12 protein-coding genes and 1 tRNA gene are annotated in these 14,804 nt (G+C 32.0%); 7 read left to right on the forward strand and 6 right to left on the reverse strand.

The window, feature by feature from the left end; genetic code table 11:
• Positions 1-73 precede the first annotated feature (73 nt).
• From CHAB381_RS05755 to CHAB381_RS05765, 3 genes are all read left to right on the forward strand, one after another.
• Positions 74-802: a tetratricopeptide repeat protein gene (locus tag CHAB381_RS05755; protein ID WP_041570504.1), complete on the forward strand. Its 729-nt coding sequence runs from the start codon at positions 74-76 to the stop codon at positions 800-802.
• A 126-nt stretch (positions 803-928) separates the two neighbouring features.
• Entirely contained in the window at positions 929-1,951 is a 1,023-nt protein-coding gene (locus tag CHAB381_RS05760) for a methionine ABC transporter ATP-binding protein (RefSeq protein WP_012109086.1), read from the forward strand.
• Positions 1,952-1,953: 2 nt separating this feature from the next.
• Entirely contained in the window at positions 1,954-2,625 is a 672-nt protein-coding gene (locus CHAB381_RS05765; RefSeq protein WP_012109087.1) for a methionine ABC transporter permease, read from the forward strand.
• A 595-nt stretch (positions 2,626-3,220) separates the two neighbouring features.
• Here CHAB381_RS05765 and CHAB381_RS05770 read toward each other — a convergent pair.
• The 4 genes from CHAB381_RS05770 to CHAB381_RS05785 all read right to left on the reverse strand — a co-directional run bounded on the left by CHAB381_RS05770 (position 3,221) and on the right by CHAB381_RS05785 (position 6,537).
• On the reverse strand, positions 3,221-3,538 hold the full coding sequence (locus CHAB381_RS05770) for a c-type cytochrome (protein ID WP_012109088.1): 318 nt from the start codon (positions 3,536-3,538) through the stop codon (positions 3,221-3,223).
• 117 nt (positions 3,539-3,655) lie between these two features.
• Complete coding sequence (locus CHAB381_RS05775) at positions 3,656-4,759, reverse strand: c-type cytochrome (RefSeq protein ID WP_012109089.1); 1,104 nt, start codon at positions 4,757-4,759, stop codon at positions 3,656-3,658.
• 2 nt (positions 4,760-4,761) lie between these two features.
• A complete protein-coding gene (locus tag CHAB381_RS05780) occupies positions 4,762-6,021 on the reverse strand; it encodes a cytochrome b (RefSeq protein ID WP_012109090.1) in 1,260 nt (419 codons plus the stop codon).
• A gap of 9 nt (positions 6,022-6,030) precedes the next feature.
• Complete coding sequence (locus tag CHAB381_RS05785; protein ID WP_012109091.1) at positions 6,031-6,537, reverse strand: Rieske 2Fe-2S domain-containing protein; 507 nt, start codon at positions 6,535-6,537, stop codon at positions 6,031-6,033.
• A gap of 310 nt (positions 6,538-6,847) precedes the next feature.
• Between CHAB381_RS05785 and CHAB381_RS05790 the strand changes: the two genes are divergently transcribed.
• The 3 genes from CHAB381_RS05790 (at position 6,848) to CHAB381_RS05800 (ending at position 9,663) form a co-directional block, all read left to right on the forward strand.
• Positions 6,848-6,924, forward strand: a tRNA-Ile gene (locus tag CHAB381_RS05790).
• Between the two features lie 333 nt (positions 6,925-7,257).
• On the forward strand, positions 7,258-8,556 hold the full coding sequence (locus CHAB381_RS05795) for a dicarboxylate/amino acid:cation symporter (protein WP_012109093.1): 1,299 nt from the start codon (positions 7,258-7,260) through the stop codon (positions 8,554-8,556).
• A 609-nt stretch (positions 8,557-9,165) separates the two neighbouring features.
• The gene (locus CHAB381_RS05800; protein WP_012109094.1) at positions 9,166-9,663 is read left to right on the forward strand and encodes a hypothetical protein; all 498 of its coding nucleotides are present in this window, start codon (positions 9,166-9,168) and stop codon (positions 9,661-9,663) included.
• Positions 9,664-10,088: 425 nt separating this feature from the next.
• Here CHAB381_RS05800 and CHAB381_RS05805 read toward each other — a convergent pair whose 3' ends face one another.
• Together CHAB381_RS05805 and gyrA are read right to left on the reverse strand one after the other, a co-directional pair.
• On the reverse strand, positions 10,089-11,117 hold the full coding sequence (locus CHAB381_RS05805) for an aspartate-semialdehyde dehydrogenase (protein ID WP_012109095.1): 1,029 nt from the start codon (positions 11,115-11,117) through the stop codon (positions 10,089-10,091).
• Positions 11,104-13,731: a DNA gyrase subunit A gene (gene gyrA / locus CHAB381_RS05810; protein WP_012109096.1), complete on the reverse strand. Its 2,628-nt coding sequence runs from the start codon at positions 13,729-13,731 to the stop codon at positions 11,104-11,106. The genes CHAB381_RS05805 and gyrA overlap by 14 nt, the downstream gene beginning before the upstream one ends.
• Positions 13,732-13,940: 209 nt before the next feature.
• Between gyrA and CHAB381_RS05815 the strand changes: the two genes are divergently transcribed.
• Entirely contained in the window at positions 13,941-14,747 is an 807-nt protein-coding gene (locus CHAB381_RS05815; RefSeq protein ID WP_012109097.1) for a cysteine ABC transporter substrate-binding protein, read from the forward strand.
• Positions 14,748-14,804 lie beyond the last annotated feature (57 nt).

A 14,804-nucleotide genomic window follows, 5' to 3' on the forward strand; every position in this document is an offset into this window, starting at 1 on the left:
CTTGTATTGGCGGTCTATTTTATATTTAAAAAATAAAAATGCTAAAATAACCAAATTTAAAAGGGAGTATAGGATGAAAAAGATTATAGTTTTGCTATCTTTTGTCTGTGCTGTTTTGCTCGGCGATGAGCTTGAAATTGCTGCCAAAGCCTATGAGGCAGGAGACTATCAAAAAGCTTTTAAATACTCTAAAATTGCTTGTGATAGTGGAGAGTATAGAGGTTGTAGCGGTCTTGGAATTTTGTATGCCAATGGTCAAGGTGTAGAGCAAAATTACGCAGAAGCTTCTAAATACTATAAATTAGCTTGTGATAATGGAGATTATGGAAGCTGCAGCAATCTTGGACTTTTATATGTGAATGGTCAAGGTGTGAAACAAAACTATACAGAAGCTTTTAAATACTATAAGCTAGCTTGTGATAATGGGGAGTATGGAGGTTGCACCAATCTTGGACTTTTATATGTGAATGGTCAAGGTGTGGAGCAAAACTACAAAGAGGCTTTTAAATACTTTAAGTTAGCTTGTGATAATGGAGTGCATATAGGTTGCACCAATCTTGGATTTTTATATGTGAATGGTCAAGGTGTGGAGCAAAACTACAAAGAGGCTTTTAAATACTTTAAATTAGCTTGTGATAATGGAGAATATAAAGGTTGCGGTAATCTTGGAGTTTTATACGAAAATGGCCAAGGTGTAAGACAGAGCTATAGCACGGCAAAGGAGTATTATGGCAAGGCTTGCGACTTGGGCGATCAACAAGGTTGTGATGCATTTGCAACGCTTGGCAAATATGGCTACTAGCTATCTTTTATAGATTATTAATAGGTTTTATTTTTCTTGTGTTGGCGGTCTATTTTATATTTAAAAAAATGAAAGGAAATATCAAAACTTGACTTTTAAATTTATAAAACTCAAGTAGGAAATAACATGGTAGAAGTTAAAAATTTAAGTAAAAGTTACGGTAAAAATGAGGTCTTAAAAGATATTAATTTTAACATAAATGACGGTGAAATTTTTGCCCTTGTAGGACATAGTGGCGCAGGTAAAAGCACCCTGCTTCGATGCTTAAACGGACTTGAAAATTATCAGAAAGGCTCCGTTAAAATAAATGATATCGAAATAAGCAATATAAAAAAAGATAAACTTAGAGAATTTCGCAAAAATATCGGTATGATTTTTCAAAATTTTGCTTTAATGAGCAGAAAAACAGTTTTTGAAAACGTGGCTTTACCGCTTAAGGTTTGGAAATTTGACAGCAGCGAAATAAATAAACGCGTCAAAGAGCTTTTAAAACTTGTCGGTCTTGAAAACAGACAAAATTTTTACCCAAGAGAACTGAGCGGTGGTCAAAAACAACGTGTCGCAATAGCAAGAGCCTTAGCATTAAATCCTAAAATTTTACTTAGCGACGAGGCGACAAGTGCACTTGATCCAAATACTACAAAGTCGATTTTAGCGCTACTAAAAAAGATAAATGAAGAGCTTAAAATCACAATTGTGCTGGTAACTCACGAAATGGATGTCGTAAAAAGCATCGCTAATCGCGCTGTTTTGCTTGATAACGGTAAAATCGTAAATGCAGGAAATATCCAGGAACTTTTTTTGAAACCTAATGAAAATATGAAAAAATTTCTTGGATACGATGAAATTTTGCCTTCTTTCGGCACAAATATCAGACTGTATTTTCCAAAACAGCACTCTATGGAATGCACAATTACAAATATGGCGAGAAAACTTGACATAAATTTTAACATCGTGTGGGGAAAATTGGAAAAATTAAACGAGGATGTGCTTGGAAATTTAGTTATAAATATAAAAAACGAGGACACAAAAAATGTTACGGAGTATCTTGCAAAAACGGGCGTTTTATGGGAAGTGGTAAAAGATGAAAACGGGGGCGATTTTAATGAAAATTCCACCGACGATAAAAATTTACAAACAAAGGAATAATAATGGTTGAGTTTTTAAGTAGAATTTGCACCAAATTTATGGATGGCTTTCCTGCTGCTATTTGGGAAACACTTTATATGACACTGATTTCAACATTTTTAGCCTTTATTTTGGGGCTTATTTTTGCGATTATTCTATTTATGAGCGCAAAAAACGGATTAAGACCTAACGCTAAAATTTACAGATTTTTCGATGTTTTGACAAATACTTTGCGAAGTTTTCCGTTTATCATTTTAATTATCGCAATCGCGCCGCTTACTAAGTTGATAGTAGGCACAAATATAGGCACGTCAGCTACAATTGTACCGCTTACAATCGGCGCTGCACCATTTATAGCACGACTTATTGAAAGTTCATTTAAAGAGGTTGATTTCGGCATAATCGAAGCGGCGGAAAGTTTTGGGGCTAGCGACTGGCAAATAATTTTTAAAGTTGTTTTGGTTGAGGCACTGCCGTCAATCATTTCAAACATCACAATGACACTTATCGTAATTATCGGCTTTTCGGCAATGGCTGGCGTAGTAGGAGGCGGTGGACTTGGCACACTGGCGATAAATCGCGGATATAACGGCTTTGATAATGAAATTTTATATATCGCCGTTGTAGTATTGCTGATAATCGTGCAAATTTTTCAAAGTCTTGGAGATTGGCTTTATAAAATTACAAAAAAATAGTTGCTTTGAAATTTTGGGATATTTTTAGAATTTACTAATTTTATCCCTAAAATTTTAAATATTTAATTTTTAAATTTGATTTGATAAAAAAATATATTTAAATAAATACTATTAAATTTATAATTTGTTTTTTGTTATAAAAGCTCTCATGATTTAGAAATTCATTAATTAAAATTGTCTGTTTTTACAGCAAGATTTTAAAAACATATAAATTAAAAATATAAAAGATTTATTTGTATAAGCAATAAAAAATATCTTACATTTTTTTAAAAAAACAAATGAATAAAAATATTAAAAATTGTAACAATATCTGAATAAAAGTTTTATTTTAACATCGACGGCAAAAAATATATAAAAAGTCAAAATTATATTACAGAAAAACTTTAAAGTAAAATAGTTAATTATAAACCAAATAAATAATGTTAAAAAAGATATTATAAATAAAAATTGGATAAATTAGAATTGTATAAAAAAGATTTATTGAAATTTATTTACTAAAATAAAAAATTATTTTAAATTGCTAAAACAGTTGAATTTTAAAAAATATAATAAAGGTAGAAAATAAAAAAATTTAGAGGCCGAAGCCTCTAAAAAACTATTTCAAAGTTTCGATATAATCATTTACTGCTGCTAAATCTTCTTCGCTAAGTTTTGACATTTGAACTTTCATAACGGCGCCAAGACCGAATTTACCTTTTCCGCCATTAAGTTCGCCTGCTTTTAATGCTTTCATAGTTTCAAGTCTTTCCTCTTTAGCGACTGTATTTAAAGCAGGAACTTTTTTAAAATATTGCATCTCTGCATTTTTACCGTGGCATTGAACACATTTTTTATAAAGTTCAGCACCGTCAGCTGCAAAGAGACTTCCACTACATGCTGCCGCCAAAGCAGCTACTACTAGTAATTTTTTCATTTTTACTCTCCTTAAAAAAATTTTTCAAACAAAATTATATTAATTTTTTGTAAATAAATGTCCACAAAAAAATATAAAAATTTTTAGGTAATTTTAAATTACCTAAAAAGCTTAAATTTAATGCAATTTACTCCAAACTTGACGTTTGAATAACCATGCAAAAACAGACAAAATTACAAAATAAAGCATTATATACAAAGCGGTTTTTTCTCTGTTCGCTTTATTTCCATCGCCTACTTCATAAAGATAATCAATCACTTGTGTCTCTGCTTTTTCATTTAAACCTGTTCGCGGCATAGCAGTTCCTGGAAGCATTTTTTGCGGATCGTTTATAAATTTATGCAAATAATCCGCTCCCCTAGATTTTATCATTGTAGAAAGATCAGGCGGAAATGAACCCATATAATCTTTTACAAAATTCGGCAAACTTGTCATTTTACGTTTATCGTATCTTAAATCATGGCATCTTTGGCAAGCATCTTCAAAAACAGCACTATTTTCCATATTTTTAGGTGCAACTGATTTCAGATATGCAACTATGCTTGATATCTCTTTCGACTCATCTTCCATAGCTGTAAATGGTATCATCGGATGCATTCGTTCTTCGCCGAATTTATGATCCACTTTTGTCGCCATAGCCGGATTTTTAATTATAGCTGCTAAAAATTTATCAGAATACAAATATCCGGCACTGCTTAAGTCAGGCGGATTGACACCATACGCTTCACTTGACGTATTTGCATCGGAAACCGGATCCAATCCTGCTGATTTTAAACCATGACAAGAATAGCAGGCGCCCATAAATAAATCAGCGCCTTGTGCTGCGTCGCCTTTACTTAAATCAATTTTATTTATATCATCCCAAAATAATGTGTATTTATCTTGTGTGTTTTTTGCAGATTCAAGTGTATTTTCTGCGCTTTTAAGATTTGCTTTTGCGGCATCTAATGCTTTTTTAGCTTCTTTAATTTCGTTTTCTTTTCCTTTTTTTTCTATTTTTTGAAGTAAATTAGCAGATTTTTCCACTTCTTTTTTAGAATTTTCAAACTCAATCTTAGCATTTTCCACATTTGTATTTGCAAGTTGCTTATCTTCCAATTCAACATCATAATTAGCATCTGCGACAGTCGGATTCATTATGCTATGTGCATAAGGTTCAATTCCATAATAAGTAAAACCTATAACAATAATTAATATGATTAAAATTTTAAGATCTCTCATAATTAACCCCTTTTTCTTTCAGCAATTGTGATAAGCGGCAACACTAAAACAATCTCTAAAATATAAATCATAGACAATATAAAACCTATAAGCGAATTACTGATACCAAAAGTTGCTCCATCAGCAGGTAATTTTCCAAAAATTGTCAAAAATACCATATCAATCAAAAGAACCCAAAACCAAATCAAAAATGCATAATTTTTATGAGCCGGAGCCACTTTATCGCTTCTATCAAGCCAAGGAAGCAAAAATAAACTAATGCCTGCAAATCCAAACGCTATAAATCCGATATCAGCCGCTTTTAAGCTACCTATATCAAAGAAAAATCCGCGCAAAATTTCATATTGCCACAAGAAATACCATTCAGGATAAATATGTGTAGGAGTTTTTAGATTATCGGCAGGATCAAAATTTATAGGATCCATAGCAAAATTAAATTGAAAACCTACCAAATAAAAAAAGAAAATCATAAAAAGACTTACATAAAATATATCTTTAGATAAAAATCCAGGCCAAAATGGAATAACTTTACTCTCTTTTGTTTTTCCTTCAAGGAATTTCTCAGCTTCCAAATCGAAATCTATCTCTTCGCCTTCTAAATTGTTTACGTGCGGAAATCTCAAAGAATAGAAATGAAATGCGATAATAGCAATAGTAACAATAGGAAGCAAACAAACATGAAGCATAAAAAATCTTGTAAGTGTCGGATCGCTTACTGCATAATCGCCTCTTATCCATTCTACAAGAGCATCACCAATAACAGGAATTCCGCCAAATAGATTTGTAATAACCATAGCAGCCCAGTAACTCATTTGTCCCCAAGGAAGCATATAGCCGCTAAACGCTTCGGCAGAAAAAACGATGAAAAGCAGCATTCCGCCAATCCAAATCATCTCTCTACCTTTTTTATACGATCTAAAATAAATTCCTACAAACATATGTATATATATAATCAAAAATGTAACTGATGCTGAAACTGCATGTATATGTCTCCAAAGCCATCCGTATTCAACTTCTTGCATAATTGTAAAATTTACGCTATCAAATGCAAGGTTTGCATCAGGTTTATAATACATTACAAGCATAAGCCCGCTAATAAACAAAAATAAAAATAAAACAAGCAATGTAACGCCCATAGCCCATAAAAAGTTAATATTTTTAGGAATCCAATACTCGCTCATCATCACTTTCATAAATTTATTTGTAGCCAATCGTTGATCAAACCAATCCAAAAGTCCAGTTGCTTTTTTTATGTGTGCCATTTTCTCCCCTTATGCCTTTTTTACCATTTTTAGATATTCCGGACCTTCTTCACCCAAAACAAGCTTAGTTCCGTCAATTTTAAAAGGCGGAATATCAAGCGGTCTTGGCGGCGGACCAAATACATTTATAGCATTTGCGTCAAATCTGCCTCCGTGGCATGCACAAACAAATTCTTTTTGTGCCGGTTTATAGCTTGGTATACAGCCCAAATGTGTGCAAAGACCTATACAAATTGTATATCTGGCACCATCTACTACGATTTCTCGTTTGTCGTTTTTTGGCATATCGGCAGTTTTTTTAAGGATAAATACGGGCTTTTTTCGCCATTCGACTTGATAAAGCTCATTTTCCTTAACAGGCGTAAGATCGACAGTCGTAAATCCGGCCGCTTTTACGCTAGGAAGCGGATTCCAGCCTTTTTTCAGACCAACAAGCGCAAAAATTCCACCGACAGCGGCAACCGCCCCGAATGCCATGCCGATAAAATCTCGTCTTTGTTTATTCTCAATAGACATTGCTTTCCTTTCTATATAAAAAAATCTTTTAATTCTACCAAAAAAATTATTAAAAAATTATGATTTTTGTTTTTGCATTTAAAATTTTAGAGCATACATTGTTATTCGTTTTTATAAACAATTTTTTAGAAATTCTTAAATTTAATCCGCTGATACCGCAATTTAAACATTAAATAAAACATATATTTACATTCACATTATTTTATTTTCAAAAATTTTAATTTATTTTGCAAACATTTTTTATATTTTTTAGTAAAATTTATAATTTTCAAAGCAAAAATTCTATACAATCACATTTTATTTTAAAAAAGGGCTCATAGCTCAGTTGGTCAGAGCATCCGGCTCATAACCGGATGGTCCTAGGTTCGAATCCTAGTGAGCCCACCATAATCAAATTTTTAATTTCATTTTATAAAATGCACTTTACTTGAAAATTTTCAATTTTTGCAAATTTTAAAATCACATTCTTATATACTTAAATTTAAAGTTATAAAAAACGACTGCTACACAAAAAATCAAATCGACAAATTATTTAAGGCAGAAGAAGATACATTTTTAAAAAATTCAAAAAACAGTAAATTTTACAAATTTTATGCGCTATAACTTAAAAACGTTATTTATTTTAATATTTATTCAGTAAAAAAGTAAAAAATTTATATACCGTTTAAAACAAAACTTGATAGAATAAAAAATATTTTTCATTTAAAAAAGGAGTAACTAATGAAAAAAATTTTTAGCTGGTATTTTCGTGCTAATTTAGCATACAGAATACTTGGAGCCTTAGTAATCGGTTCCATTGCAGGAATTCTCGTTCCAAAAGGAATCACTTTATTTGGAGATACGACTCTGCTGAATGTTATATCACCTTTTGGAGATTTGTTTATCAGGCTTTTAAAGATGATAATAGTGCCGATTATCGTAGCTTCGCTGATAATGGGAACAAGTTCTGTTGAACCATCAAAACTTGGAAGAGTCGGCAGAAAAGCTGTATTTTTTTACTTTATGACGACACTTCTTGCCATTATTATAGGTCTTGCTTGCGCATTTGTATTTAAACCGGGAAGCGGACTTGTTCTAAGTGATAGTTCGGCTGCCGTTTCAAAAGCAGCTCAAGCACCAAGTTTAAGTCAAATATTTTTAAATATGGTTCCTACAAATCCAATCTCTTCTATGGCAAATACAGAAGTTTTACCGATGATTTGTTTTTGTATATTTTTTGGTATCGGACTGGCATTTTGCAAAGAGAGCAGCAATGAAAGAATAAAAAATTCGGCAAAAATTGTTTTCGGTTTTTTTGAAGGTGTAAGTGAAATAATGTTTAAAGTAGTAAGATGGATTATGGAATACGCTCCAATAGGTGTGTTTGCATTGATGTTTACAGTATTTAACAAAAGCGGCGCAGGAGCATTTAGCTCACTTGCAAATGTTACAATTTCACTCTACATCGGACTTGCATTGCAAGTATTTTTGGTTTATTGCGGAATTTGCCTACTTATCAAACTAAGTCCTTTAGATTTCCTAAAAAAGGTAAAAGATCCGATGCTTACAGCTTTTGTTACAAGAAGTTCAAATGCGACTTTGCCTATCTCAATGGATACAGCAGAACACAAAATGGGTGTTCCAAAAGGTGTTTATAGTTTTGTATTACCTGTAGGTGCAACTGTAAATATGAACGGAACTACGATTTATCTTGGAATTTGTTCTCTTTTTATAGCAAACGCATGTGGAATTGATCTCAGCGCCGGTCATTATCTAACCATTATCATTACCTCGATTTTAGCAGCTGTCGGAACAGCAGGCGTTCCTGGAGCTGGAGCTTTAATGCTGCTTTTGGTACTTGAAGCGCTAGGTATAGAAGTCAATGGAAACGTTGCGATTGCTTACGGTATGATTCTAGGAATAGACGCTATTTTAGATATGGGTAGAACATCTATGAATGTCGTTGGCGATGTTATTGCATCTATTTGGGTTGCTAAAACTGAAGGTGAACTTGATGAAAGCAAGTGGAAACACGTCTAAATTTTAAGAGGCGCGATGCCGCCTCTTAAATTAATTTAAAATCTATCATAATTTTTACTTTAAATTAAAAAAATATCACTGTGATAAACTATACAAATTATAATCTTAAATGAAGTTTTTGATGACAATTATAAAAAAATAAAATCAATGCTTGATAAAAATACAGCTCCGGTAAATATGAAAGATAAAAATGACATATACAGATATTTAAAATAGTGTATGCATATTGACAATAAAAACCGCAATATACTTTTATGATAATATTTTTGGCAAATATATTTAAAATTTTGTAAGTTAAAAAACGAACTTTTAGAACTTGAAAAAATAACTATAAATTTAAAAAAATTATGCTTTGAAATATAAAAAAGATAAAATTTTAATGGTAAAGAAATGAAAAAACTGGAGAAGCGATATAAATATATTTTTTTAAAATAAAATGATGCAATGATTAAAAATAAACTGAAAAATTTTTTTATAGATTATTACTTTATACGATTTTGCGTTATTTACCATTAAAATTTTATCTTAATTTAAATGTATATTTTAAATTTATTGATATTATTAAACATTTTCTTTAATATAATTATAAAAATATAAGGTAAAATTTTGATGAATAAAAATTCAGTTATAAAAAAGCGTTTAAATTTATTTTTAAAAATTACGGCAGCTTCTTTTTCGGTCGCTATATTTTTTATATGTATGCGATATTTTTTGGTAGAACCTTTGATAAACTCTATTTTTCCAAGCGAAAGCGAATTCGATGTCGATCCGATTAAATGGCTTGAAATCTTACTTCTTCAAATATTCGTTTATTGGATTTTTTTATTTTTTCTATTTTACGGTTTTATAAAATATGGTTTTTTTGATAAATTTATTGATTTTTGTATAAATATTTTTGGATATCTGTTTATGATGCCGTTTTTTATTTTTTTTATAGACATACTTATAATTTTTATTTTTCAAATATCTGAAACAACCTGTAAAAGTGTATATTTGTCATTTAAAATAAGCCAAATTTCGTGTTTTGTTTTTAGTCTGTTTTATTTTTGTTATTTTATGTTAAGAGAAATCGGAAAAATAATAAATTCAAAAGCTAATCCAATATAAAATGATTTTATAAAAAATATAATGATTTTTCGGAAAACAAAATATAAGCTGTTTCGGGCGAGCTTATATTTTTATATCTATTTGTATTCTTTTTATATTAAATTTGATTGTTTATAAATTTATAAATTATATATAAACTTTTTTATGAGCGCTTTAAAATAGTTTCCGGCATATATGTTTTAAAAAGGAGATATTATAAAATTTCAAAAATTTTCAGTTAGCGAAATATTACAGAATACGACGTTTTAAAATAAGCCGCTTTTTAAAAACTGAATTTATGAAAACTTATAAAATTTTATATTGCGTTTCATTACAATATAAATTACAAAAAATCGAAATTTATACAGTAAAAAAATAAAAGTATTTAAAAAAACAGTGATTATAAAATAGCCGGAAATTGGCAATTAGCAAATTCCGGCAAAATTTTATTCGGCAAATTTATCTATCCATTTAAGTGCTATTCGCACGGCATTTGTAGCGGCTCCTACGCGGATTTGATCTGCACTGCACCATAAATGCAGTATTTTCTCATCAAAAAGATCCCGTCTTATTCTGCCGACATAAGTTTCATTTGTGTTGCTTGAAAAAATCGGCATAGGATATAAATTTTTGCTCGGATCATCACAAAGCACAAGACTTGGCGCATTGCTTAAAATTTCACGTACTTTATCCAATTCAAAATCTTTGCGAAATTTTATCGTAATTGCTTCGCTATGACTTCTTAATACAGGAACCCTTACACAAGTGGCGCTGACTGCCATTTTTTTGTGCAAGATTTTTTGTGTTTCATTCACCATTTTCATCTCTTCTTTTGTATAGAGATTATCTTGAAACACATCGATATGCGGGATTACGTTCATAGCGATTGTATGTTGAAAAACTTTCGGTTCATATTCATCCAATTTAAAAGCAAAGAATGCTTGAAGCTCGTTTACAAGCTCATCCATTCCTTCTTTTCCTGCACCGCTTGTAGCTTGATATGTGCTTACGTCCACGCGCTCAATATCAAAAGCATCATTTAAAGGTTTTAAAATTTGCACCATTTGGATAGTCGAACAATTAGGATTTGCAATTATTCCGGTTTCTTTCCAAAATTTTATATCTTCAGGATTGCACTCCGGCACTACAAGCGGAACATTTGCCTGCATTCTAAAATGGCTTGTATTATCTATCACCAAAGCGCCGCTTGCAGCAGCTAAAGGCGCAAAGTGAGCCGAAACCGAACCGCCTGCACTAAAAAATGCAATGTCGACTTCGTTTTCATCAAAAACTGTATTTGTAAGCTCTTTTACTTTATAAGTTTCACCGTTAAACTCTATCTCGCTTCCGGCACTTCTTATGCTCGCAAGCGGTAAAACATTGTTCACAGGAAATTTCATTTCACCTAAAACTCGAAAGATTTCTTCTCCTACAGCACCAGTAGCACCGACAACAGCTATATTAAATCTCCTCATCGTTTTTTTCTCCCAAATTTAAATTTTCATCATTTTCTGATTCATCTTCTTCAATTTTTGGACAGCAGGCTATACTTACAACCTCATCGCCATCTACATTTACGACTATTACGCCGCTTGTATTCCGTCCTGCTTTGCGAATACTTTGCATATCCACTCTTATCATTTTTCCGCTAGTTGTAAGTGCCATAAGATCTTCATTTTCATCTACGATTACGACGCCGATCAACTCACCTGTTTTTTTCGTAAGCTTCATACATATTACGCCCTTACCGCCACGTTTTGTAAGACGATATTCACCGGCAGCGGTTCTTTTTCCTATACCGTTTGAACTTACACTTAAAATTTCCTGTTCATCGCTTTGTAAAACGGCAGCTCCAACTACTTTATCATCTTTTTCTTTGAATTTTATCGCAGTTACACCACGACTTACACGACCAATCTCTCTAACGTTTGAAAGCATAAATTTAATACACATTCCTTTTTGAGTTACCACGATTATTTTTGTACCGTCTTCTTGCGAATTTTCATTTTCAGAATTTTCATTTTCCAAAATTTCGTCGTTTGAATCCAATTCATCTTCATCGCCAAAAATTTCATCGTTTGATTTTAAATCTTTTTCATTACTCAAATTTTCGTTTATATCGCGCTCTGCAATCAAAGCTGTTACAACTTCGTCATCATCATCCAGTTTAATAGCTTTTATTCCGGTTGATCTGATATTTTGATATTCGCTTAGATTTGTGCGTTTTACAATGCCGTTTTTTGTGAAAAAGCATAGCGATTTATTGTTATTAAAATCTGTCGTAGGAATAATCGCCATAATCTTTTCATCAGCTTGTAAATCTATTAAATTTACAACAGCTTTTCCTTTTGCGGTACGGCTTCCCTCAGGAATTTTATAAACTTTAAGCCAGTAAAGTTGTCCATGATTTGTCACAAACATCAAAGTATCGTGAGCATCCGATGTGAAAAATTGCTCTATAAAATCATCATCGTATGTTGTAATAGCTACTTTTCCTTTGCCGCCCCGTTTTTGTTTTTCATATGTTTTACTTGGAACGCGTTTTATGTAGCCACGATGTGTGATAGTTACAATCATATTTTCGTTTGGAATCAGATCTTCAATTTCTATATCATCATAATCATCTACAATTTCCGTTATTCTTGGACAATTAAATTTATTTTTGATTTCAATAAGTTCATCTTTTATAATTTGTTCGATCAATGTTTCACTTTTTAAAATTGCGTCAAGTCTTTCTATTTCAGCTAAAATTTCTTTTAATTCATTGTCGATTTTTTCGCGCTCAAGTCCTGTCAAGCGGTTTAATTTCATATCCAAAATAGCATTTGCTTGAATTTCACTTAAACTGAACTGATTTACAAGTCCTTCTCTTGCAACGTTTGTATCGGCAGATGTTTTTATTAGCTCAATTACTTCATCGATATTATCAAGCGCTATTTTTAAACCTTCTAAAATATGCGCTCTAGCTCTTGCTTTTTGCAAATCAAAAATTGTGCGTCGAATAATGACTGTTTTTCTGTGATTTAAAAAAAGTTTCAAAAGTTCAATCAAAGTGAAAATTTTCGGCTCTTTATTGTCGATTGCAAGCATTATCACGCCAAAAGTAGCTTCCATAGTGGTTTGTTTGAACAGATTATTTAAAACTATTTCGCTCATCGCATCGCGTTTCAGCTCGATTACCACTCTTATACCTTCTCTATCACTCTCATCGCGCACTTCGCTGATACCATCTATTGACTTATCTTTTACAAGAGTTGCTATTTGTTCTACAAGGCGCGCTTTGTTTGTTTGATACGGAAGCTCATCTATTATAATAATATCTTTATTTGATTTTTGTTCAATATGTGTTTTTGCGCGAATTTTAACGCGACCTCTGCCTGTGCGGTAAGCGTCGATTATACCTTTTTTACCGAAAATCACGCCACCTGTTGGAAAATCAGGACCTTTTATCTTTGTCATTATTTGCTCTAATGACGCGTTTTTGTCATCAAGCAAAAGCAAAAGTCCATCTACAAGTTCATTAAGACTGTGTGGCGGAATATTTGTCGCCATTCCGACGGCAATTCCGCTGCTTCCGTTTAATAAAAGATTTGGCACGCGTGCAGGAAGAACATCAGGCTCATTTAAACTCTCATCATAGTTTGGGACAAAATCAACTGTATCTTTATCCAAATCTTTTAAAAGTTCCTCTGCAAGTGGTGTCATTCTAGCTTCTGTATAACGCATCGCAGCAGCGCTGTCTCCATCAATCGATCCAAAGTTTCCTTGACCGTCAACTGCAGGAATTCTCATAGAAAAATCTTGAGCCATTCTAACTAAAGCATCATAAACGGCTGTATCTCCGTGCGGATGATATTTACCGATGACATCACCTACAATGCGGGCTGATTTTTTATACGGACTTTTGCTGCTAACTCCTAAATCATTCATCGCATATAAAATTCTTCTATGAACCGGTTTCAAACCGTCTCTTGCGTCAGGCAAAGCCCTGCCTATAATTACACTCATTGAGTAGTCAAGATAGCTTGTCTTTATCGAATCTTCAACATCAACCTCAACTATATCTTGATTTTCAAATAAATTTTCCATAAGTTTCCTTTAAAAATTAAACTTTTAATTATAGCGAATTATTCTTTTGCATTAGTTAAAATTTTAAATTTTAAGTCCGATATCAAAATGTAATATCAATAAATTTTGTATAAAAATCTTATAAATAACATTTAATAAATTTTAAAAATTTTAAGTTAAGTTACAATTTGATATAATACCGCAAATTATTTTACTGCAAAGGAGTAAAAATGAAAAAGATTATTCTGGTTTTGGGTATTTGTTTTTGTGCCTTGTTTGGCGATAGCTTGGATCAAATCAAGCAAAAAGGTGTTTTTAGAGTCGGAGTTTATGAGTCGCAACCGCCATTTGAAAAATTCGTAGACGGTAAGTTTGAAGGATTTGAAATAGATTTGGCAAATTCAATTGCAAAAGACTTATTTGGAGAAAACGGCGGAACTGTGGAATTTGTGATAATAACCGCAAAAGATAGAATTCCTGCACTTCAACAAAATAAAATAGACGCTGTTATAGCAAACTACACAGTAACTGATGAAAGAGCCAAAAGCGTTGATTTTACAATGCCGTATTTTGCCGTAAATACAGGAATTTTAACAAGAAAAAATGACAACATCACATCGCCTTTGGAACTTAGAGACACGCCTATAATATGCGAAAAAGGCACTACTACAGAAGAATATTTACAAAAAAACGATTTTAAAATTGAATATTGCAACTCTGCAGTAGAATGTTACAAAATGGTACGAGATGGCAAAGCAAAAGCTTACGCGGCTGATAATATTGTAGTACTGGCATATCCTGTACTTGATAGAAGTGTAGAAGTCAGCATAAAAAACCTTGGAACTACAGATTTTCTTGCGATAGGAGTTCAAAAAGGTAATAAAACATTACTTGATTTTATAAACGACGAACTTATAAAACTAAGTAAGGAAGGATTTTTCAAAAAATCATTCAATGAAACAATCCAACCGTTCTATAAAGGTCACGCTGAGAAAAAATATTTCTTATTGGAAGATATTTATAGCGTATTCGGATAAACTTTGGTTGCGCACGATTTATAAGCAAATCGTGCGCATTTATTTTGTAATTCAATG

This window comes from Campylobacter hominis ATCC BAA-381 (genome assembly GCF_000017585.1).
In the GTDB taxonomy this organism is placed as follows: Bacteria; Campylobacterota; Campylobacteria; order Campylobacterales; family Campylobacteraceae; genus Campylobacter_B; species Campylobacter_B hominis.

Bases quoted from the DNA above. Each gene is read 5' to 3' on its own strand.
- CHAB381_RS05775 (WP_012109089.1), bottom strand. From the start codon at position 4,759: ATGAGAGATCTTAAAATTTTAATCATATTAATTATTGTTATAGGTTTT.
- CHAB381_RS05770 (WP_012109088.1), bottom strand. From the start codon at position 3,538: ATGAAAAAATTACTAGTAGTAGCTGCTTTGGCGGCAGCATGTAGTGGA.
- CHAB381_RS05785 (WP_012109091.1), bottom strand. From the start codon at position 6,537: ATGTCTATTGAGAATAAACAAAGACGAGATTTTATCGGCATGGCATTC.
- CHAB381_RS05805 (WP_012109095.1), bottom strand. From the start codon at position 11,117: ATGAGGAGATTTAATATAGCTGTTGTCGGTGCTACTGGTGCTGTAGGA.
- CHAB381_RS05765 (WP_012109087.1), top strand. From the start codon at position 1,954: ATGGTTGAGTTTTTAAGTAGAATTTGCACCAAATTTATGGATGGCTTT.
- CHAB381_RS05815 (WP_012109097.1), top strand. From the start codon at position 13,941: ATGAAAAAGATTATTCTGGTTTTGGGTATTTGTTTTTGTGCCTTGTTT.
- CHAB381_RS05760 (WP_012109086.1), top strand. From the start codon at position 929: ATGGTAGAAGTTAAAAATTTAAGTAAAAGTTACGGTAAAAATGAGGTC.
- CHAB381_RS05780 (WP_012109090.1), bottom strand. From the start codon at position 6,021: ATGGCACACATAAAAAAAGCAACTGGACTTTTGGATTGGTTTGATCAA.
- CHAB381_RS05795 (WP_012109093.1), top strand. From the start codon at position 7,258: ATGAAAAAAATTTTTAGCTGGTATTTTCGTGCTAATTTAGCATACAGA.
- CHAB381_RS05755 (WP_041570504.1), top strand. From the start codon at position 74: ATGAAAAAGATTATAGTTTTGCTATCTTTTGTCTGTGCTGTTTTGCTC.
- gyrA (WP_012109096.1), bottom strand. From the start codon at position 13,731: ATGGAAAATTTATTTGAAAATCAAGATATAGTTGAGGTTGATGTTGAA.
- CHAB381_RS05800 (WP_012109094.1), top strand. From the start codon at position 9,166: ATGAATAAAAATTCAGTTATAAAAAAGCGTTTAAATTTATTTTTAAAA.